The sequence below is a fragment of the Tenacibaculum profundi genome (genome assembly GCF_052050075.1).
In the GTDB taxonomy this organism is placed as follows: domain Bacteria; phylum Bacteroidota; class Bacteroidia; order Flavobacteriales; family Flavobacteriaceae; genus Polaribacter.
Genome location: NZ_CP197225.1, coordinates 182,284 through 203,048, shown reverse-complemented (window position 1 = coordinate 203,048; position 20,765 = coordinate 182,284). Strand labels below are relative to the sequence as shown.

At 29.3% G+C, this 20,765-nt stretch carries 15 protein-coding genes; 9 read left to right on the top strand and 6 right to left on the bottom strand.

The window, feature by feature from the left end:
- Positions 1 to 83 precede the first annotated feature (83 nt).
- Entirely contained in the window at positions 84 to 1,403 is a 1,320-nt protein-coding gene (locus ACSIGE_RS00660) for a DEAD/DEAH box helicase (protein ID WP_440880874.1), read from the bottom strand.
- 346 nt (positions 1,404 to 1,749) lie between these two features.
- Between ACSIGE_RS00660 and ACSIGE_RS00655 the strand changes: the two genes are divergently transcribed.
- A complete protein-coding gene (locus ACSIGE_RS00655; RefSeq protein WP_440880873.1) occupies positions 1,750 to 2,898 on the top strand; it encodes a phytanoyl-CoA dioxygenase family protein in 1,149 nt (382 codons plus the stop codon).
- A gap of 117 nt (positions 2,899 to 3,015) precedes the next feature.
- On the opposite strand, the gene ACSIGE_RS00650 is transcribed toward ACSIGE_RS00655, so the two are convergent.
- Entirely contained in the window at positions 3,016 to 8,535 is a 5,520-nt protein-coding gene (locus tag ACSIGE_RS00650) for an alpha-2-macroglobulin family protein (RefSeq protein WP_440880872.1), read from the bottom strand.
- A gap of 369 nt (positions 8,536 to 8,904) precedes the next feature.
- Here ACSIGE_RS00650 and ACSIGE_RS00645 point away from each other — a divergent pair, with 369 nt between their 5' ends.
- The 3 genes from ACSIGE_RS00645 (at position 8,905) to ACSIGE_RS00635 (ending at position 10,625) form a co-directional block, all read left to right on the top strand.
- The gene (locus ACSIGE_RS00645) at positions 8,905 to 9,486 is read left to right on the top strand and encodes a tRNA-(ms[2]io[6]A)-hydroxylase (RefSeq protein WP_440880871.1); all 582 of its coding nucleotides are present in this window, start codon (positions 8,905 to 8,907) and stop codon (positions 9,484 to 9,486) included.
- Positions 9,487 to 9,577: 91 nt separating this feature from the next.
- Positions 9,578 to 10,015, top strand: a complete 438-nt coding sequence (locus ACSIGE_RS00640; RefSeq protein WP_440880870.1) for a DUF4268 domain-containing protein — start codon at positions 9,578 to 9,580, stop codon at positions 10,013 to 10,015.
- A 19-nt stretch (positions 10,016 to 10,034) separates the two neighbouring features.
- On the top strand, positions 10,035 to 10,625 hold the full coding sequence (locus tag ACSIGE_RS00635) for a CAP domain-containing protein (RefSeq protein WP_440880869.1): 591 nt from the start codon (positions 10,035 to 10,037) through the stop codon (positions 10,623 to 10,625).
- 115 nt (positions 10,626 to 10,740) lie between these two features.
- Here the strand turns inward: ACSIGE_RS00635 and ACSIGE_RS00630 are convergent, their stop codons facing one another.
- Positions 10,741 to 11,076, bottom strand: coding sequence for a DUF4870 domain-containing protein (locus tag ACSIGE_RS00630; protein WP_440880868.1), 336 nt, complete (start codon positions 11,074 to 11,076; stop codon positions 10,741 to 10,743).
- Between the two features lie 217 nt (positions 11,077 to 11,293).
- Between ACSIGE_RS00630 and mnmE the strand changes: the two genes are divergently transcribed.
- The 5 genes from mnmE to ACSIGE_RS00605 all read left to right on the top strand — a co-directional run bounded on the left by mnmE (position 11,294) and on the right by ACSIGE_RS00605 (position 16,580).
- Positions 11,294 to 12,688, top strand: coding sequence for a tRNA uridine-5-carboxymethylaminomethyl(34) synthesis GTPase MnmE (gene mnmE / locus ACSIGE_RS00625; RefSeq protein WP_440880867.1), 1,395 nt, complete (start codon positions 11,294 to 11,296; stop codon positions 12,686 to 12,688).
- A gap of 75 nt (positions 12,689 to 12,763) precedes the next feature.
- Entirely contained in the window at positions 12,764 to 13,222 is a 459-nt protein-coding gene (locus ACSIGE_RS00620; protein ID WP_440880866.1) for an RrF2 family transcriptional regulator, read from the top strand.
- A 97-nt stretch (positions 13,223 to 13,319) separates the two neighbouring features.
- Positions 13,320 to 13,763 carry a hypothetical protein gene (locus tag ACSIGE_RS00615; protein ID WP_440880865.1) on the top strand — a complete coding sequence of 148 codons (444 nt, stop codon included), beginning with the start codon at positions 13,320 to 13,322 and terminating at the stop codon, positions 13,761 to 13,763.
- Positions 13,750 to 14,340, top strand: coding sequence for a hemerythrin domain-containing protein (locus ACSIGE_RS00610; protein WP_440880864.1), 591 nt, complete (start codon positions 13,750 to 13,752; stop codon positions 14,338 to 14,340). Before ACSIGE_RS00615 ends, ACSIGE_RS00610 begins: the two co-directional genes overlap by 14 nt.
- Positions 14,337 to 16,580 carry a nitric-oxide reductase large subunit gene (locus ACSIGE_RS00605; protein ID WP_440880863.1) on the top strand — a complete coding sequence of 748 codons (2,244 nt, stop codon included), beginning with the start codon at positions 14,337 to 14,339 and terminating at the stop codon, positions 16,578 to 16,580. The genes ACSIGE_RS00610 and ACSIGE_RS00605 overlap by 4 nt, the downstream gene beginning before the upstream one ends.
- Before the next feature lie 387 nt (positions 16,581 to 16,967).
- On the opposite strand, the gene ACSIGE_RS00600 is transcribed toward ACSIGE_RS00605, so the two are convergent.
- The 3 genes from ACSIGE_RS00600 to ACSIGE_RS00590 form a co-directional block, all read right to left on the bottom strand.
- Entirely contained in the window at positions 16,968 to 17,189 is a 222-nt protein-coding gene (locus ACSIGE_RS00600; RefSeq protein ID WP_440880862.1) for a hypothetical protein, read from the bottom strand.
- Positions 17,190 to 17,648: 459 nt separating this feature from the next.
- Positions 17,649 to 19,085, bottom strand: coding sequence for an SLC13 family permease (locus ACSIGE_RS00595; protein WP_440880861.1), 1,437 nt, complete (start codon positions 19,083 to 19,085; stop codon positions 17,649 to 17,651).
- Positions 19,086 to 19,347: 262 nt separating this feature from the next.
- The gene (locus tag ACSIGE_RS00590; RefSeq protein ID WP_440880860.1) at positions 19,348 to 20,472 is read right to left on the bottom strand and encodes an arabinan endo-1,5-alpha-L-arabinosidase; all 1,125 of its coding nucleotides are present in this window, start codon (positions 20,470 to 20,472) and stop codon (positions 19,348 to 19,350) included.
- Between the last annotated feature and the right edge of the window lie 293 nt (positions 20,473 to 20,765).

Sequence of the window (20,765 nt, the reverse complement as noted above, 5' to 3'; positions counted from 1 at the left end):
AACTAATTTAAATAACCATAAATATTGAGTTTACCTTTCTCAAAAAAGTTTATATTTTTTGAAAACTCCATCTATACAAATCATTATATAATGTATACACGAATTTTTCTATTTTTTAATTTAATATTATTCAATTTTGATACTAGTTTTTTTGCCTCCTTCACGGGAACTGCTACAAAAGCACAATCTTGCTTCAACTCGATAATTCCAACTTCATCTCTTTTTAAATTTCCTTTCTTAAATAGCAAACCTGCAATATCTCCCTTAGATATTTTATCCTTTCTTCCGCCAGATATAAAAATCGTTTCCCAGTCTGATTCTAAAGTTATTCTTTTCTGAGATATATCAGCATTTGAAATACCCTTTATAAATTCAGGTAACTCTTTCACTTCCGACTTAAAAACGTATGCTGTCCCCTCTTTATTAACTCTCGCTGTCCTACCATTTCTATGGGTAAACTCTTCAATACGAAATGGCAATTCATAATGGATTATGTACTTTATTTCAGGGATATCAATCCCTCTTGCTGCTAGATCAGTGGCTAATAAAATTCGACTAGTACCATTTCTAAATTTTATCAACGATCTTTCCCTATCTCTTTGTTCCATTCCTCCTGAAAAACAACTATGCGAAATGGATTTTTTGGTAAGAAAATTACTTACTTTTTCTATACTGTCTCTTAAATTAACAAATATGATACCTTGGCAGTCGTTACCAATATGTTGCAATAGTTCTACTAACTTTTTCTCCTTATTATTAAAAGACCATAGTACCTGTTTAAGTACTAATCTTTCATTTATTTTACCTGTTAAATAATTTAATATTATCGGATCTTTCAGTCCTACAAATTCAGGTATTTCAATTTCCTGCGTAGCTGAGGTTAAAACTTTTTTTATCGAAGTAGGTATTTCTCTAATTATATCTTTCATTTCACTTTCGAAACCAACTTCAAGCGATTTATCAAACTCATCAAGTACTAAAGCTTTTAAATAACTCTTATTGAACCGATTATTCATAAAATGATCAGAAATTCTACCAGGAGTACCTATTAAAATACTTGGCATATGTTTCAAATCTTCTTTATCTTTTGCCATGGCCCTACCTCCGTATACTGCATTAACCTTTACGCCAGCTCCCATTTCACGAACCACTTGTTCAATTTGAATAGCTAACTCTCTTGATGGTACTAAGATGAGTACCTGAACTTCTTTCTTGTTTACATCAATCATTTTTAAAACTGGAAGTAAAAAACTTATCGTCTTACCAGTTCCCGTTGGTGATAATACTATAGTATTGTTAGTGCTATCAATTACAGAAGTAGCCTCTTTCTGCATTTTATTTAATTCATCGATATTTAACTTTACTAAAATATCTTTTTGAGTTTTCTTTAAGTTTCCTGTCATATCTTTGAACTAATTTAGTTTTGCAAAGATAGATGGTATTGAAGCCGGTTTAATCAATTAAATAATATTAATTTAAATAGTTAAAACAATTTAAGTAATCATTCTTCACTTTTTAAAATCTAGTAAACAAACACTTAAAATCACTCCTTTTCTCCTTCATAACTTTTCGATTTAAAGAATTAAATAATTAAACCTGTTATGATTTACATTTTTCTTTCTTTAGTTGATATTTGATAATCAGTTCTATTAAACATTTAATAATTTATATCCTATTAAATAACACTTATCGCATTTGATTTGTAGCTAAAAAATTACATATTTGATAAGCAAATCAAACTTTATTAAAATGAACAAAAAATTTAAATTCTCAGCTAAAATAGGGTATTACTACATCGTAGGAAAAGCAAAAGTTTTACACCCACTTTTGCCAAAGAAATTAAAAAATAAATTACCTATAGGATGGAATTTCCATATGTTTTGGAAAGCTTTTAAAACAGGTGGAACAAGAATATATAACGATTATTATTCTGAAATGAAAATGCCTTCGTCATTTACCCCTAAAACAACTACCAATTCATCATTTTCTCTGAGTGAAAAAGATATTAAATTCTTTTATGAAAATGGTTATGTGGGACCTTTTGATTTAATTTCATCAGATGAAGCTGAAAAACTGAAATCACATTTAACCAATACCATTTTAAATAACGAGTCAAAAACTTGGAAGTATGAATTTGAAGATAGCTCAGGGCTAGCAGACGAACTTTTCCCTGATAGCGAAAAAGAAGAACTTACAGAAGAGTATAAAAAAAAGATACTTTCACATGTAAACAAAACAAATAGGCATTTCGACTCAAAAGAATTACTCAATATTTTTAAAAAACCAGAAATTGTAGATCGTTGTGCTCAATTACTTGGAGAAGATTTACTTTTATGGAGAACTGATTGTTTTGAAGTACCAGGAAAATCACCAGGTACTCCATGGCATCAATCAAGTAATTGGTTATTACATAATATGAGAGAGTCAGTGGTTAACCCACCCAATAACGAAGAGTTATTCCAATTAACTTGCTGGATTGCCTTAACAGATGCAAATAAAGTTAGAGGCTGTATGCGTGTAATTCCAGGAAGTCATAAAAAAATATACCCTTTAATTGTTGAGAGAGAAACTTCAAAAACAAACGAATTATATCGATATGATAAAGGAACAATAGACTTCCCTTTTGAAAACTCAAAAGAACATCTTATCGAAGCAAAAGCAGGACAATTCTTTTTATTTACAGAAAGAGTTATTCATGGCTCTGTTCCAAACTCTACCGAGAAATCAAGATGGGCTATTAACTCAAGAGTAGGTAGAACTAATACTCGATTTTATACAAAGTCTATGTTAGAAGAGGGACATCAAATAACCTATCATAAAGTTAAGAATGTAAGTCTTGATCAATGGAAAGCAATTTTATTAAAAGGAAAAGATACTTTTAAATACAATAGATTATAATCTTTATCAAAGATTACTTTGCAAAGTACATCGTTAAACAATACCCCTAATTTTTTTATTTTTAAAAAAATTAGGGGTATTGTTAATCCTTTTTAATTAGATTATTCTACCTGTTATCTACTTAATTACTTTTACCCATTTTCCTTTAACTCTCGTTGTAAAATCATTATCATACATCGCCTCTATCTGCGCTCCTGGCAAATAATAATTACCCAAATAAGATGCGTTTAATAACACTCTGAAAGTCTTTATTTCAAATTCTTTTAACGAAAAATAATGGCTTACTCTTGCATCTCTTATATCTGTAAAATTTACTTTTGAAGAAACTGTATGATTTCCGAAATCTGTAAACCTAGTGTTTATAATTTCCCATCCAGAAGGAATATATTGTGTTAATGCAATATTATTAATATTAAAATTAGTTTCATTTTTAACAGTTAACTCAGCCACAAAATTAGTTCCCCGGGATATTTCTTCAGGATTAATTCTCTCACCATTTTTCGTTCTATATGAGATGTCCATTTTTAAATTTCTTTTAAATGCCTTTTCTTCTCCAACAGGTAAAACCCCCTTATTTAAAACTCTAACATACAATGTATTTTCTCCTTTATTTATAATGCTTATAGTATTCTTTTTTCTCTCAATCGCTATTTCTTTATTAAATAAAGACTTGCTTGTATTTACTTCTTCTGAAACTCCATTTAAACTATAATTAACAACAATACCTCCTTGATTTCCTTTATTTTTTAATATATAATTGCTTATTACAAACAAACTGTAAGCTGTAGTTTGAGTACTCATCCAAATATCGCTCGACAAAGCTTTTGCTATTTTTTTGACTAGTTTACCTTCTTGAAAACCATCTCCCAGCAACATATATGTTTCTAAAGCCATTGCTTCATTTCTAATTTTAGAACCATAATTTTTATAGAAATTCTGGTTAGGTTTTTCTTTTGAATTTTTTGTGATTATTGAACTCGCAATAGAATGTTTACCTATTAAAGCATAGGAAGTTGCCAAACGAAGCTTTGCTTCGTTTGAGATGTCATTAGCTTCTTTTAATCGATTCATTGAAGCTAAATCTGGGCTATTAGCTAAACTTAGTGTATATAAGCGATAAGCTTGGCTCAGATCATCATTAGCATAATCTTTATTATTTCTCCATTTTCGAGATTGTTCTTTTTGAAAATGAATCCATTTATTTTTAAACCCTATCGGTAAAACATACCCCTTTTTAGCTGCTTCAATCAAAAAATGCCCTACATAAGAAGTTGCCCAGTAATCCGCCCTTTTATTTCCCTTCCAATAAGAAAAACCTCCATTCAGCAATTGAAAATTAGATAATTTTTGAATTGCTGCTTTTACATTCCTTTCTATTTTCTCTTTTTTATCTAATGATAAATCAAAAATATCTGAAAAATATAATTGAGGAAAAGCACTAGATGTTATCTGTTCAACGCATCCGTGTGGATATTTAATCAAATAATCTAATCGTTCTGTAAAATTAATTGGCGGTAAACTTGACAATTCAATCGTTATTGTATTCGTGTCTGTTGTTCCAAAAGAGTTTAGTATAATTTCTTTTTCTTCTCTATCTTTTAAAACAAAATCTTTAACCTCTGTAGTAACTGGATTGGGGTTTAATACATCTATTTCAACCTCATAATTAGCCTTTTCTTTCCCTGAAGTTGCCTCTACTTGGACTTTCCCTACTCCCTTAAAATCATTTACTTTAAGAGTAAAATAAGCCATCTTTTCATCTGGCTCATTGAATGATATTAATTCAGAATTATTACCAATTATAGAATACGATTCATTAGGTAAAACTTTTACTTTAACATTTTTAATACTGGGCTTCATTGCAAAAATCGTAACAGGTAACGTTACCGTCTCTTGGGGTGTTATTTTTCGTGGTAAAGACGCCAGTACCATTAATGGTTTACGAACATATACAGATTTTTCAGCACTTCCATAAGCTTCCTTATCTGCATCTGTCGCTATGACCATTACACGCACAGAACCAATATATTTTGGTATTTTTATTTCGTGCTTACCAATACTTTTCTTGTCTAACTTAAAAGGACCTAAATAAGTAATCATTGGCTTAAATCTATTTGCCTTTTTATTTTTACTTCCCGCTTCAGACTCATCCCCTCCAATACTTAAAATTTGATTTACTTTCCCCCCATAGGCTCCAATAACATCATCAAAAACATCCCAAGTTTTAACTCCTAAAGATTGTCGAGCATAAAACGTTTTGTATGGATTTGGAGTTTTAAATCTAGTTAAATCTAATAGTCCTTCGTCAACAACAGCGATTGTATAATTCATTGACCTTCCTTCTTTTTCAGAAACTTTTATTATAGCTGTTGTTTCGGGTCGAAGCTCATTAGGTAATTCTATTTGAGGAATTATATTTTTGGAAGGATCATTTACCATTATAGGTATTACTCCATACATTCTTATTGGTAAGTCGTTAATACTTTGATTATGTTTTTGTAATAACGATATATTTACAAATATGTTTGGTGTATAATTTTCTAAAATAGGAAAAGAAAATTCTGTTTGTTTAGCCTTTGTTTCTATCCAAAAATGATCTAAAACCTCTGTCCCATTTTCTATAGTAATTAAAGCTCTCCCTGCTTCAGAAGAGGGAAACTTTAAATTAGCTATTTCATTTACTTCATATGATTCTTTATCTGAGGTAAACACTAACATGGTCGCATCTGTCTTATCTTGATTTCTTTTTTTATCACCATACCATGAAGGCCAATCAAAATATACTATGGATGAAGTTACATGATTACTACTTTTATCTATAACCTTGACTAAATAACGTCCCCAATCACTTTCATCTATTTCTAGATCAAAAGTTCCTTTTCCTAAACTGTTGGTTTTTAGAGATAATGTTTTGAAGGGCAAATGATGTCTCGTTCCGTCATAATTGGATAATCCATTTTCAGTACTACTCCACCACCATCGCCAAGTAAGCTTATATATTTTTACTTCTATATCATTCGAAATCCCATTGCCATTTTCGTTTACTGCGGCAACATTAAAAGTATAATTTTTATCCGTATATAAATAATTTCTTGATTGCTTTTCTTTGGCTTCTAATAAACCTGCATAACTCTTATAAGGAGATATTTTTTGACTAAAAACATCAGTGCTAAACCCTCCTCCATTTTCATACACCTTAGAAATAAATGATGCTTTTAACATTCCAGGAGCCTTATTGTCTAATTGAGGTTTAACTGAAAAACTAGATGTCCCATCATTATTCAAGCTACCCCTTAAAACTTTAAATTCTTCTGTTTTAAATTTTTTTGTTATATCATCAAAATTGTATTGAGTAAATTTCGGAAATGAAGTGTTTGACTGAGTAAACTTACCTGTTATATCAAACTTTAATTTTTTTGCTATGGCACCATGCAACCAATTTACTTTAATGTTTCCTGTGATAGATGAATTTGATTTAATGATTTCGTTGTTCAATTTCATTTTTATTTTTAAACGATTTGGTTTTATGGTTTCTATTTTAAGATTTTTATAAAAATTAGCTCCTCCTACTTTAACCTTTACTTTCCATATACCTGTAATTGCTTCTTTTTCTGTTTTTGGTGAGTAAGCATAGAGGTTAGAATTATTTTTTTGTAACACAATTCGATCTATAATCTTACCTCTAGGATTGATCAATTCAAACGTTATAGGGTGGCCTTGTGGAATAGGGTTTTCTTTATCATTTAAAACAAATGTTAAAAACAACTGATCTCCTGGTCGCCAAACACCGCGTTCTCCGTAAATATATCCTTTTAACCCTTTTTGTAATTTAACACCGGAAACATCAAACTTACTCATTGACAGCGAATTTCCTTCATTAAGTTTTATATAAGTAGTGTTATTTTCTTTTTGTATGGTTGCGAAGAAAGCCTTGTATTCGCCTTTAATTTCAACAATTCCATTTTCATTAGTTACTAATTCTGTAATTGGTTGTTGCTGCAAATTATACAAGGTTACCTTAGCATTCGAGACAGGCTTTGTAGTTAAAATGTCAGTTACAGCAAAAAATATTTTATTATTGTTACTTTTTTTGACAATAGCACCTAAATTAGTTGCCAAAATATTAGTGCTAATTTTTTTATTGTAAAAATAGGAGCTAGTACAAGGATTATCTCTATCCCTCCAAATATATTCACCATATTGATAATTATCATAATAAAAAGTATTAGTATCATACTTTTTTGTGTCTACTTCCTTTTTTCCAAAAACAATAGTATGATTCTTAATATCACCGTTGCAACTGTAATTTGAATATTCTTTTAGATAACTAAATTCAATTCTATACATTGCACCATTATCTACTTTAATAAAATCTGTTAAATTAAAAGCAAAAGCATTTTCTTTACTTAAATCCAATCCTTTATTTTCTAAATTTACCGTATATTTTGCTAAAGGTCTTCCAACATATCTTATATTTCCGTTATTATTGAGATTATTATTTTGTAAAAACTGTAAAATATTATCTTCATAAATTTTATAAATCGTAGCATCTACAGCTCTTAAATTAACTGCTTTAAAATTAATTTTAAGATTATCAGAATCTGGAAGAATTATACCACTGTTTATAAAACTTACCGAAGGTTTAATTTGTTCAAAGTATACCTTTTTTATAAAATTTTGTTTTAATTTAAAACCTTGAACGTTTTTAACCCCCTTAAAAACTTCAATCTCAACCATATTTTTAAACTCAGTTGAAGGAAATACATAGATTGTATTTTTATTAATTTTATATGTAAATTTTCGTTTCTGGGTATTTATAAATTGAATTAGTCCTTCTAAATTTTGTTCTTTATCAATAGCATCGGAAAAACTAATTTCAATATGTTGATTATCGCCATTGATTACTTCTACATTGAGTACTTTGAAATTATTTTTTCCTGTAATACTAAGCTCCTTTTCACCTGTTGTAGTAGACTTTAGCTGACTTCCATCCCATGACACTTTTAATAACTCATCATCATCAAACCTTTTCAAACTATCTATTTTAAAATAAGCTTTTGAAATATAACCGCCAATAGTTTCAAATTTGATGTCTTTTGATTTACCTTTGTAATTAGCTTCTATTAAACCTGAAAGCATTTTGCTATTTATTAAATCACTTACTGTAAGCATTCCTTCCACAAAGTACCAATCTTTATTATATACTTTTACTGGTTCAAATGAAACATTGTAAACTAACTTCTTGGTCTTAAATTTTACGATAAAGTCTTTTAAATTTTTATGAACATTATTGTACAGCTTATCTAAATGTAAAGTTACTGTATACTCTTTATCATTTTCTAAACTTTCTAATGGATCAAATATTAGTACATTGTCTTTCAAACTAATTTTTCCTCTTACATTTGGATGAACACTTATTACATCGGCATTTATTTTAGTTGTGTTTGGTATTTTTTTCAATTGATATTGAATATTTTCAGAGCTGGAAATTAATCTTTCAGGAAAAACACTTATATACTGGCTATAAGCATTAAAATTACTTTCTTTACTTGACTCCTTTTTACAGGTTGAAAAAAAAATTGAAAATATGGCTAATAATAATAGCTGGAATCTAGGCATGAGAATGCATTTTTTCATACAATAATTTATTTTTTTTATTTTAAATATTAAAATTTTAAGCAAAAAAACTTTATTATCCTAGTTTAAATAAAAAATATATTTGTTTGTTATACTAATGCGTCACCTGAATACAATATAAAAACTTTTCTATTTTTTAACCATAACTAACTTTAAAATATCAAATAAGTCAAATAAAATTTTATTAGTGGTGTTTAAATGCAATTTATTTTAATACAAAAAATGTTTAACTTCCTAAGTTAACAAAACTAATTAATTTTAGTTTATTTATAAAGCTCGAAATAAGGATATTTTATAATTTTGTTTTTATAGATTATAATCAGGCTTCCCCGTAAAAAGAGGACGTCATATATACAAGAACAACAGAATATGCTTGGATTAAAATTTGAAACAGAAACTTCTTGGGTAGAGGTAGCCAAAAATGGATTGCAACAATTACTAACTGACCATGCTTTTGCTGAACAAAAAGCAGCTTCTAATGCCGTTTCTATTATTATAAATTATTCGGAGGAAACTGAACTAGTAAAAGATATGAGTGATATTGCCATTGAAGAAATGGAGCACTTTAGAATGGTTCACAACCTTATGATTGAAAGAGGGATGGTATTAGGCCAAGCAACAAAAAATGACTACGCATTAAAACTTCAAAAATTCTTTACTAATACTGGAAACAGACAAGAAGCTTTAGTAAACAGGCTTTTAGTCGCTGCTCTTATAGAAGCGAGAAGTTGTGAGCGTTTTAAAGTTTTTGCTACCCATATGAAGGATAACGAATTGTCTAAATTCTATACTGATTTAATGGTATCAGAAGCAAATCACTATACATTATTTTTAGGATATGCAAGAAAATATCTGGAAAGAGATATCGTAGATAAGAAATGGAACGACCTTCTTTCTTTCGAGGCAAGAATGATGAAAAATAGAGGTAATATAGCCAAAGTTCATGGATAGCTAACTATCTGTAACTTTTAAATTTTTATCAATATAATTATATATCATAAAAGCAATCTTTTTTTTAATTATTTTCACCAACACAACATAAATGTTTAGTAAAGAAGACTCTACAAAACTTAGAAAAGAGTTTTGGACTAGTTTTGGAAAATCTTTTCCAAGAAAATGGTTACTGTATAATACTAAAATAAAAGGATTATCGTTTAAATTTCAAGCTGATCGAAAAAAAGCTTCGGTTTGTCTTGATTTTGATCATCCTGATGAAATAGCTAATGAATTATTATATGATCAATTAATTTCATTGAATAAAATATTGATTTCTGAATACCTCCCTGAGGTAATTTACGATAGTCAATTTGAATTAGAAAGTCATAAAATAATAAGGCGTATTTATGTTCCTTTTAACAAGAAATTTAGTATTCACAATAAGGATACTTGGCTCGAATGTTACGAATTTTTTGTTGAAAAGATGACAAAGTTCGAATTATTTTTTTACGAATATGAAGAATTTATAAAACAAGTCATTTAAACTATAAACCTAAACAAATATGAAATTTTATCCCCTAAAGTTAATACTAATTATGCTATGTAGTATTATCATTTCTTGCTCATCTGATTCTAATGAAATTAACTTAAATGAGCCTGACACCAATATAGACTCAGGTACAGACTCAAGCACAGACACTGATACAGACACTGATACAGATACAGACACTGGTACAGATACAGACACTGGTACAGATACAGGTAATAACTCAAACTCCAATACAAGTTATGAAATTGAAATAATGAAATTAATTAATCAACATAGAATAGATATCGGGCTTTCGGAATTAAAGATTTTAGATGTTATAAAATCGCAAACCGATAAGCACAATGATTATATGATTATAAAAAAGGAAATATCTCATGATAATTCTGGCGATCGTTTTAAATATTTACAAACACATGCAAATGCAGTTGGTTTTGCAGAAAATGTTGCCAGTGGTTATACATCTGCAAAAGCAGTTGTTGATGGTTGGATTAAAAGCGAAGGGCATAGAAAAAACATTGAAGGTAACTATACTCATTTTAATTTAACAGCGAAACAAAATCAAAATGGCTACTGGTACTACACGAATATTTTTATAAGAAAATAATTAATTACCATTTATATATATAACATACTAAAAATAACCCTTCTAAAAAAGAAAGCTATTCAAACTGAAAATGACACAAATTTTCATATGGTTTGAATAGCTTTTAAATATAGTATCATATAAATTTAATACTCAATGGATATGTTGGCTCTTCGTTATTACTTGCCTTGATTGCGTTGATAATGGGATAAATAAAATAAAAAATACCGATAACAAGCATTCCTAGTAAACCTAAACCGAAAAATATTACCAGAGGAACGCAAACTAACAAATATAAGAACATGGTTATTCTAAAATTAATAATAGAGCGTCCGTGTACATCCATATTCACTATTTCATCCTTCTTTAATATCCAGATAATTAATGGAACTAGTAATCCTCCAATTCCTGTTACAAAATCTAACAATTGACTTAAATGTGTTACGACTATTAATTGTCTATTTATTTTCATAAAATCTTTTTTTGTTGGTTATACTATTTTGACGAATTAAACTCATTTTTGTTACATTTTTCAATTAGTGAAGCTCCCAAATAAAAGACTACCGCTTAACTTATCTTTTGGTCTAAAGTTTAAATTTTTCTTCTTATTTCTAAAGGAAAGTTAATAGTAGCTTTAAATAATATTTACACTGCAATCTCATATAATGCATACTCATTATATTTGCAATATGATACAAAATGATACCATTATCGCGCTAGCTACCCCTTCTGGTGTAGGCGCCATAGCTATAATACGATTGTCGGGAGAAGATGCCATTGCAATAGCCAATAAATTCTTCAAATCCATTAAAAAAAATAAGTCTCTGATAAAACAAAAATCACATACACTTCATTTAGGGCATATTATTAATGAAAATCAAATTATTGACCAAGTTTTAGTATCAATTTTTAAAAACCCTAATTCATATACAGGTGAAAATATTGTAGAGATTTCTTGTCATGGTTCTAGTTTTATTCAACAAGAAATTATTCAATTATTTTTACAGAATGGTTGCAGAATGGCTGAAAATGGAGAGTTCACCATGCGAGCATTTTTAAACGGTAAAATGGATTTAAGTCAAGCAGAGGCTGTAGCCGATGTCATTGCCTCTAATTCTGCAGCATCTCATCAAATAGCAATTCAACAAATGCGTGGTGGTATTACCAACGAGCTAAAAGAATTAAGAGGTCAATTACTTGATTTTGCTGCATTGATTGAATTGGAACTTGATTTTTCTGGAGAAGATGTTGAGTTTGCCGATCGTACAAAGTTTAAAGAATTGGTTACTAGTATTTCCTCTGTTTTAAAAAGATTAATTGAAAGTTTTGCTTTCGGTAATGCTATGAAAAATGGAATTCCTGTTGCTATTATAGGAGAACCAAATGTAGGTAAATCTACCCTTTTAAATACTCTTTTAAACGAAGAAAAAGCAATTGTTTCAGATATTGCAGGCACAACTCGAGATGCTATTGAAGACGAAGTAATTATTGACGGGGTTGCTTTTCGTTTTATTGATACGGCAGGAATCAGGGAAACCGAAGACGTTGTGGAGAATATCGGTATTCAAAAAACCTATGAGAAAGCGACGAAAGCACAACTGATTATTTTCTTAATTAATGCTAAAAAATTTATTGAAAATCCAACTGATTTTTTACAAGAAATAGAAGACATAAAAGATCGTTTCCCTCAAAAAAGACTTCTTACGATTGCTAATAAAATGGATATGATTAGTACTGAACAGAAAAACCAATTAGCAACTCAAATTTCAAATGCTCTGCTATTATCCGCAAAACAAAAAATTGGTATTGATAGGCTACAAAATGAGCTAACTTCTATGGTAAATACAGGTGCATTAAGTAATAATGAAACCATAGTAACGAACTCTCGTCATTTTGAAGCCCTAACACTGGCTTTGGAGAGTATTGAATCGGTAAGAAATGGAATCGAGCTGGATATTTCTTCGGATTTATTTGCTATTGATATCCGTGAATGTTTACGCCATTTAGGTAATATTACTGGAGAATATGATGTAGACAAGGATATTTTAGGTCATATTTTTGGGAATTTTTGTATTGGGAAGTAAATGACTTTCTACCCATGTGTTATTTTTTATTTTTTTATAAAAGATATTTTTATCCGTTATTAAAATATAGTATCTTTGTTTCAAATTATTTTTATGTTTTCAAAGTCTTGTGAATATGGTTTAAGAGCAATTATTTATATTGCAAAGCAGACTTCTCTAGGTAACAAGACGAGTGTTAAAGAGATAGCAGAAGCAACTGATTCACCCGTAGCTTTTACTGGTAAAATACTTCAGAAACTCACTAAAAATAATATAGTGCAATCTATTAAAGGTCCTTACGGTGGATTTTTAATAGATGAAGACAAAACAAAGTCTACTAATCTAAGTGAAATAGTAAAGGTTATAGATGGAAATCATATATATACGAGATGTGGCTTAGGTTTAAAGGAGTGTAATGCAAACAGCCCCTGCCCGATGCATGATAAATTTATTAATATAAGAAGTGATTTAAAATCCATGCTTCAAAGTACATCTATTTACGACTTAATTAAATCAAATACAGGTAAAAGCAAAGCTATTCAACTAAAAAGATAGCGTTGAAAAGTTTTAAAAAAATTTTACATAATAAAAGACAAAAACATCCTTTATAAAAACATAAAGGATAAAAATATCCGATATAAAAATGAACTTAATGAAAATAAAACGAATTATTATTATAGCCTTACTTTTTATTTGGGTAGGATTTATTGGAGCTATAAGTTTTATGGAAGCCTGGTTAAAATTTACTGTAGTGGGAGTCACAAAAAAAATTGGTCTAGCAATTGGTAGTACAATATTCAACGCATTAAATAAAGTTGAAATTATTATCTCTATAATAATTCTTATAGTATTGTTTTTTCGTGAAAAATCACCAGTAAAAATATACTTAAAAAAACTAATAATTCCCTTTACCATACTTACATATCAAAGTATTTACTTATTACCAAGACTAGATCAAAGAGCTCAATTAATTATTGCTGCTATGCCTGTAAGCAATAATTATGAACACTTTATATATATTTTTCTTGAAATACTTAAAACTATAGCATTAATAATTATAGCAATACAAATATTAATTAAACATGAATATAAATAACAAAAAATTAGCATCTGAAATAACACGTATCGGAGATACTTTCTATTTCGGCAATGATTCTCCTGATTGGAACCTTGACCATTTGAGTGATTATGTATATCAAAATCATCACTTATATATAGAAAAAAAAGGACCTGAAATAATTAGTCTTTTAGAAAAACTATGTGATATAAAGGGACATAAATATCCTGAGCTACATGAAATAACAACTATTTTCAAAAAAGCTCTTGGTGATTTGACCATACATATGAAAAAAGAGGAACTCATTTTATTTCCTTTCATTAAAAAAATTGCAAAAGCATATAAAAATAATGAGACGTTTAAAGAACCTCCTTTTGGTTCAATTAGTAATCCAATTGACAGCATGCATTTAGACCATGAAAATGAAGAGACTCGATTTAGAAGAATTGCTGAACTATCAAATAATTATCAACCTCCAAATGATGCCTGTACTAAGCATAAAATTACCTTTTTATTACTTAAAGAATTTGAAGATGATTTGCATAAGCATATGCATATAGAAAATAATATTTTATTCAAAAAAGCAATTTTACTAGAAAAAAAATTAAGAAAATGAAAAAAGTTTGGAGCATATTTATACTTGTTGTAGTGAGTTCTTTCGCTGCACTTATTTGGGTTGGTACAGAAATATATCAAACCCAACCTCCCATTCCAGAGAAAGTGGTAATAAAAGAAACTAATGAAATTTTTTATAACAAATCAGATATACAAATTGGCCAAAATGTGTGGGAATCTATTGGTGGTATGGAAGTTGGATCTATATGGGGACATGGAAGCTATGTAGCTCCAGATTGGTCCGCTGACTGGATTCATAGAGAGGCTGAATTTCTACTTAACCATTGGTCTTTGAAAGACTATAATTCAGGTTTTAACACTTTAGATGTAGAAGAAAAAGGAGCTCTAAAAGCTAGGTTAGTTAAAGAAATAAGAACCAATACTTATAATAAGGTCTCTAAGACCATTACTATTTCTAAAGATCGGCTGGAAGCTATAAAAAATAACATCGATTATTACAGCGCTATATTTTTAAATGGACATGAAAAATATGCCATTCAAAAAGGCGCATTAACAAATAGCGAAAAATTAAAACAATTAAATGCTTTTTTATTTTGGACCTCTTGGGCAGCTAGTACTAATAGACCTAACAAAGATTATACTTATACATCTAACTGGCCTCATGAACCTCTAATTAACAACACAATAACTCCTGACTCGCAAATTTGGTCTGGTTTTTCTGTAGTACTTTTACTTTTATTTATAGGTATTCTCACTTATTATTACATCAGAAATCATGAAAAAGGTGATGCCGTTACAAGTCCGAGCAACGATCCTCTTCTTGAAATGTCTTTGTTTTATTCACAAAAAGCTGTTTTAAAATATTTTTTTGTAGTTTCTCTTTTAATTGGTCTACAAGTAGTTTTAGGAATACTGACTGTTCATTATACCGTAGAAGGACAAGCTTTTTTTGGATTTGAATTATCTCAATACTTACCCTATTCAATAACCCGTACATGGCACACTCAATTAGCTGTTTTTTGGATTGCTGTTACATGGTTGGCAACAGGATTATTCTTAGCCCCAATGATTAGTGGAAAAGAAATGAAGTATCAAATATTTGGTATTAATTTCTTATTTGTTGCTGCTTTAATAATTGTATTAGGCTCTATGCTTGGAGAATGGTTGGGTGTACATCAATTTCTAGAATTATCTACAAACTTCTTTTTCGGTCATCAGGGATATGAGTACATGGATCTTGGTAGGTTTTGGCAAATATTTTTAGCTATAGGTTTGATATTATGGATGTTTATGGTGGGAAGACATATTTTATTTGCTATTAAGAAAAAAGATGACTCTAAAAATCTACTTATCATACTACTCATTGCTGTTATTGCTATAGGAATGTTTTTCTTTTCAGGATTAATGTATGGTGAAAATAGTAGCTTACCTGTTATCAACTATTGGAGATGGTGGCTAGTTCATTTATGGGTTGAAGGTTTCTTTGAGGTTTTTGCCACTGTTACAATTGCCTACTTATTTTCAAGAATGAAAATTATTTCAATGAAAACGGCTGGTAAAACATCTATTGCTTCAGCGACTATTTTCTTAGCTGGTGGCATTATAGGTACTTTACATCATTTGTATTACTCGGGAACTCCCGTACAAGCTATAGCTCTTGGTGCTACATTTAGTGCTTTAGAAGTTGTACCTCTCACATTAATGGGCTTTGAAATTAGAGAAAATTGGAATTTATTAAACAAAAATAAATGGATACAACGCTATAAATGGCCTATCTTTTTTTTCATTGCTGTGGCATTCTGGAATATGATTGGAGCCGGAGTGTTTGGTTTTCTAATAAATCCCCCAATTGCACTGTATTACATACAAGGGTTAAACACAACCTCTGTACATGCCCATACTGCTTTGTTTGGTGTATATGGAATGCTAGGAATGGGATTCATTATCATATGTCTTAGAATATATTCTAAAAAAACATGGAATGAAAAACTTTTAAAGAATGCTTTTTGGCTTCTTAACTTAGGACTTATGCTCATGGTTCTTCTTAGTCTTCTTCCTCTAGGTGTTATTCAAGCATACACATCAATTACTAAAGGATATTCATACGCTAGAAGCGCTGAACTATTATATGATCCTGCCGTACAAACTATAAAATGGATGCGGATAATAGGTGATCTCGTTTTTTCTGTTGGGATAGGATATTTCTGCTGGTTTGTTATTGGAGAAACTATTTCCCTTATTAAATCAAAAACGAAACTCAATACTGTTATAAATAAATAAACATAAGAAGATGCTTACTTGTTTAGAGGTAAGCATCTTTTAGTTAAGAATTTAGTTGGTAATATTTTTAAATTAAACAAGTAAATAGTTATTACTTACAAAAACGTTTAAGGATTGATAATTGGCAATAGCTTAGAAACTTATAATTCACAAATAGATACACTTAAAAATAATTTGTATATAATTGTCTTGATATTCAAGATATTTTTATAATATCGATAATCAGAAATTTTATTGAATAATTTTGATTTAAACTGTAATTATTTGTTCTTGAACAACAATAATTAAATTTCCATAAAAATAAACAAAAGAGGCCAAATTCCCTGTAAATATGACCTCTTTTCAGTCAACTATTTCAACTGAAGGTATTACTGTTAAAATTAATATCTAAATTAAAGGTCTTCCTTTTAATCTTGATTCAATTCTTTTCTTTTTGGTAGTAAGTCGTTTCATTATATCCATTAAATTGGCATCTTTAGTTTTCTTGTAGATTTCGTTGAGTGCTAATACTAATCGTTTTGCTTCTCTTGAAGCTACAACCCTGTCACTTGTTGACATATTTTTCATTTTTGATTGTTCAAAAGCTAAAGCTTCATTAACTATATCCATAACTATTATTGTTTAACTATGTGTAAATATAGTTAAACAAAACTTTTTTTCATAATGTTTAAAATTATATTTATTTATGCTATTATAGTTTATAATTATGTAATTTCTTTAAGTGTTAATTGTAATTCCTAAGCTAAGAGATATAGTAAATACTGATAATGAAATACTTAATTTAATATTGTTAGTTTATTAAAAAGCAAAAAGCTACAATTTAATTCTTTAAATATTTAAAAATGATACTGATAATAATGTTATATCAAACACACTCAAAGTTATTTCATTCTAAGAAAACGTAATAAAATGACTTATATTCATTTATATGTTTGTAAAGTTACCTTATTACCTTAAGTTCATATTTTTAATTTGAAAAAAATGTGTATTTGATTATAATGAAAATACTTTTCAAAAATAAATTATTTTTGAAAGACTCTTTTAATTTGCCTTAAATTGTCTTTCTTGTTAGAATAACAACGGAATAACAAATATAAAAAGTAGCATTAACAAAAATATAGCGATGCAATTTAAAACCACACCTGCTTTCATCATGTCTTTTACCTTTATATAACCACTTGCAAATACAATAGCATTTGGAGGTGTTGCCATTGGTAGCATAAAAGCACAACTACTTGCCATAGTAACTGGAATTAGAAGATGAATTAAAGGAATATCTAAACCTATTGCAATTCCCGCTATCACAGGAGCCAATACCGCTACCAACGCGACATTACTCATTAATTCTGTCATGAATAACATTAGCGTAATCAGAACAAAAGCCGTAAAAACTATTCCTATATTGTAAGAAGAAATTGTCATTGAAATTAAACCAACAATACCACTACTTGACATTCCTTTAGCCAAAGCCAATCCTCCTCCAAACAATATAAGTATACCCCAAGAAAGCTTTTCTGTATCTTTCCATTCAACAATAAACTCTCCCTTTTTTACATTATGAGGAATTACAAATATAGTGAGAGCCGCCATAATACTTATTATGGTATCTGTCAGTCCTAAAGAAGGTAAAAACCTATTTATCAAACCTCTAAAAATCCACAAAAAAACTGTTATAGAGAAAACAACTAAAACATGCTTTTCTTTTTTAGTTAATTTACCAAGTTTATCTATTTCATCAAGAATAATATTTTCTGAAGTTCTAAAAGTAAGCCCTTTACTTGGATACATAATTTTAACTAATGTAATGTATACTGCTAAAATCATAATTATAGAAAACGGTAGGCCAAAAGCCATCCATTTGATAAACGATATTTCCGTATGAAATTCATTTTCTAATAGTCCTATAAGTACTGAATTTGGAGGTGTTCCAATCACTGTTGCTATTCCTCCTGCATTTGCAGAAAAAGCGATTCCTAACATTACGGATAGTGCAAAATTTTGATCTTTTTTTGTAAATCCATCATTATCATTTATTAAAAGATGAATTACAGATAATGCTATTGGAAGCATTACTACTGTGCTAGCTGTATTACTAATCCACATGCTTAATAACCCTGTAGCAATCATAAAACCCAATACAACTTTATTTGGTGAGGTTCCGGTTAACCTAATAATGTTTAACGCAATTCTTTTATGAAGATTCACTTTTTCCAATGCTAGTGCCAACACAAAGCCTCCAAAAAATAAAAATACTATAGGGCTTCCATAATTCGCACCTACATCATTTATACTCATCACCTTGAGCAAGGGAAATAAAACTAACGGTAATAAGGCTGTTACTGAAATGGAGACCGCTTCGGTTACCCACCATGTAATCATCCAAGTTGCTACAGAAATTACAGCATCTGCCTTTTCTGAAATAAACTCGATATTTAAATTATTAATGATAACAAAAAGTAACGGTCCTGCAATCAGTCCAAACCTTTTTACCCTAGAATAACTCATAATTTATAAAGCTTTGTTTATTTTAAATATCTTTTTTTTCGCGGCAAAAATGAGAAAAGCTTTTTAAGTTTCAAACTATTTGACCAAAAGTTTTATTTTCAACCTATTTCATTGAAAACATCAAAATTTTAAGGCGTAATAATTCCGAATTATGAATCTTTTACTGTAAAAATAGAGCTGCTATGTAATTACATAAACTACAAAAGAGCATGATTTCTCATGCCCCTTATAACTATTTAAAGTTAATTAATCCGTTTTCTATCTATTGAATACATATGGTTGGCCATCCTTCACTATCCCATTTTAGTTTTCGTATATTTAGTACAGGAACATAATTATTTTCTGAATCATATGCATGATGTACAAGATAATGAGAGTTGTTTTCATAAAAAACATCCGCATGCCCTGTTCCAATATATTTTCCATCCCTATCAATAACTAAGCTTCCCTCTCCAAATAGCAACTGACCACCGCTTTTATCAACATAAGGTCCTTCAATACGAGCAGAGCGACCTACCATTATTTTATATTTAGAAGTTTCCCCTGGACAACATTTATTGTGAGACATAAATAGGTAATAATATCCTGACCTATATACTATGTAAGAAGCCTCTACTACTGGATCTGCCTCAGACACAATATTTCTCTTCGCCAATGTCATATAATTGTAAGGTTCTTTTTGTGGTATTTTAAGAAATCCTTCCTTTAGAGAAAGTGCTTGTAATTTAACTAGCTTAATTCCTCCCCAAGTAGAACCGAATGATAGCCACGGCGTATTATCATTGTCTATAAATAAATGTGGATCAATAGCATTGTATGTAGACCTACCATCGCCGCAATTTATAATTCCATAAGGACCTATTTGTTTTGATTTAATAACAGGACCATGATCAATCCATTTATAATTTGGTGATTGTGGATCTAATGTTTTATTAGTAGCAAAACCTATTACTGAATTACAAGTTCCTCCCATATGTGATTGATAAAACAAAACATAGTTACCATTGTAATACTTAATATCTGGTGCTCCGATATGATCTGCATTGGGTAAGTGGTCTGTTAGCCAAGTAGGATATTTATTCTTAAAAACAGTACCTGATTTTTTCCAATCTTTCATATCTTTTGAGGTGTAGAACGTGCAATATTTACTTGAAGAATACAAATAATACGTATCGCCTTCCTTTATGATAGTAGGGTCATGAATATTGTGGACATCTTTATTGTCTTCTACAATATTTACAGATATGTTACAATTATCTGGTAACGTTTCTATTTTACACGCGTAATTTAGGACAACTAATAATAACAGTGCATTTTTTACTAAGAAGGATAAGGTACATTGCCTATTTCTTTTGAAAAGTCGATCATTTTCGAAAATCAAGTTCATAATTTCAAATTTTAGTTAATTGGGTCTGAGATACAATATCACTCTAATAAACTCAAACCGAGGCGAATATATCATATTTTTATATTAAAAAATAAAATAATTTTTGCATTTTTTGTTAAAAAAATAGATTAAACATAAAAAAAACTTTTTTACAAATTATTTCTCATAAATTCTAATAATTTATTTTTACTTTAAAAGTTCATCCAGCAAAACGTTCTTTTCTTTTAAATAGTTTCAACATTAAATTGTACAAAATAGACCTTCAAAATAAAATTTACTTTATTTTTACCTGC

Excerpts from the sequence above, each read along its gene's own strand:
- ACSIGE_RS00610 (WP_440880864.1), top strand. The coding sequence starts at position 13,750 with ATGAATATAAATAACAAAAAATTAGCATCTGAAATAACACGTATCGGA.
- ACSIGE_RS00615 (WP_440880865.1), top strand. The coding sequence starts at position 13,320 with ATGAAAATAAAACGAATTATTATTATAGCCTTACTTTTTATTTGGGTA.
- ACSIGE_RS00655 (WP_440880873.1), top strand. The coding sequence starts at position 1,750 with ATGAACAAAAAATTTAAATTCTCAGCTAAAATAGGGTATTACTACATC.
- ACSIGE_RS00630 (WP_440880868.1), bottom strand. The coding sequence starts at position 11,076 with ATGAAAATAAATAGACAATTAATAGTCGTAACACATTTAAGTCAATTG.
- ACSIGE_RS00660 (WP_440880874.1), bottom strand. The coding sequence starts at position 1,403 with ATGACAGGAAACTTAAAGAAAACTCAAAAAGATATTTTAGTAAAGTTA.
- ACSIGE_RS00590 (WP_440880860.1), bottom strand. The coding sequence starts at position 20,472 with ATGAACTTGATTTTCGAAAATGATCGACTTTTCAAAAGAAATAGGCAA.
- ACSIGE_RS00640 (WP_440880870.1), top strand. The coding sequence starts at position 9,578 with ATGTTTAGTAAAGAAGACTCTACAAAACTTAGAAAAGAGTTTTGGACT.
- mnmE (WP_440880867.1), top strand. The coding sequence starts at position 11,294 with ATGATACAAAATGATACCATTATCGCGCTAGCTACCCCTTCTGGTGTA.
- ACSIGE_RS00600 (WP_440880862.1), bottom strand. The coding sequence starts at position 17,189 with ATGGATATAGTTAATGAAGCTTTAGCTTTTGAACAATCAAAAATGAAA.
- ACSIGE_RS00605 (WP_440880863.1), top strand. The coding sequence starts at position 14,337 with ATGAAAAAAGTTTGGAGCATATTTATACTTGTTGTAGTGAGTTCTTTC.
- ACSIGE_RS00635 (WP_440880869.1), top strand. The coding sequence starts at position 10,035 with ATGAAATTTTATCCCCTAAAGTTAATACTAATTATGCTATGTAGTATT.
- ACSIGE_RS00650 (WP_440880872.1), bottom strand. The coding sequence starts at position 8,535 with ATGAAAAAATGCATTCTCATGCCTAGATTCCAGCTATTATTATTAGCC.
- ACSIGE_RS00645 (WP_440880871.1), top strand. The coding sequence starts at position 8,905 with ATGCTTGGATTAAAATTTGAAACAGAAACTTCTTGGGTAGAGGTAGCC.
- ACSIGE_RS00595 (WP_440880861.1), bottom strand. The coding sequence starts at position 19,085 with ATGAGTTATTCTAGGGTAAAAAGGTTTGGACTGATTGCAGGACCGTTA.